Consider the following 524-nt stretch of genomic DNA (forward strand, 5'->3'; position numbering starts at 1 on the left):
GCATCTGCCTGGGTTGCCGGCTCTACCCGCTCGTGGCGCGGCTCCGTCGCGTCCCCAATCCCGCATGACACTCGCCTGACAACTCAAATCTGAAGCAACCGAAAGGAATTCGTACATGGCACGTTCCGACGTCCTGGTCTCGACCGAGTGGGCCGGCAACAATCTCGACACCCCCGGCGTGGTGTTCGTCGAGGTCGACGAGAACACCAGCGCCTACGACGACGAGGGGCACATCCCCGGCGCCGTCAAACTGGACTGGAAAGACGATCTGCAGGATGCCGTCAAGCGTGACTTCGTCGACCAGCAGCAGTTCTCGAAGCTGTTGAGTGACAAGGGCATCAGCAACGACGACACCGTGATCCTGTACGGCGGCAACAACAACTGGTTCGCGGCCTATGCCTACTGGTACTTCAAGCTGTACGGCCACAACGACGTGAAGCTGCTCGACGGCGGCCGCAAGCGCTGGCAGCTCGACGGCCGCCCGCTGGTCACCGACGCCGTCAGCCGCCCGGCGACGTCGTACT

General features: G+C 63.0%; 1 protein-coding gene. It reads left to right on the top strand.

Going from position 1 to position 524, the window contains the following annotated elements:
• Window positions 1-115: 115 nt before the first annotated feature.
• Window positions 116-524, top strand: a 409-nt coding sequence (locus IMZ11_RS43650; protein WP_255708191.1) for a sulfurtransferase, incomplete at its 3' end; no start/stop codon positions are given.

It is taken from the genome of Microtetraspora sp. AC03309, assembly GCF_020826795.1.
In the GTDB taxonomy this organism is placed as follows: Bacteria; Actinomycetota; Actinomycetes; order Streptosporangiales; family Streptosporangiaceae; genus Microtetraspora; species Microtetraspora glauca.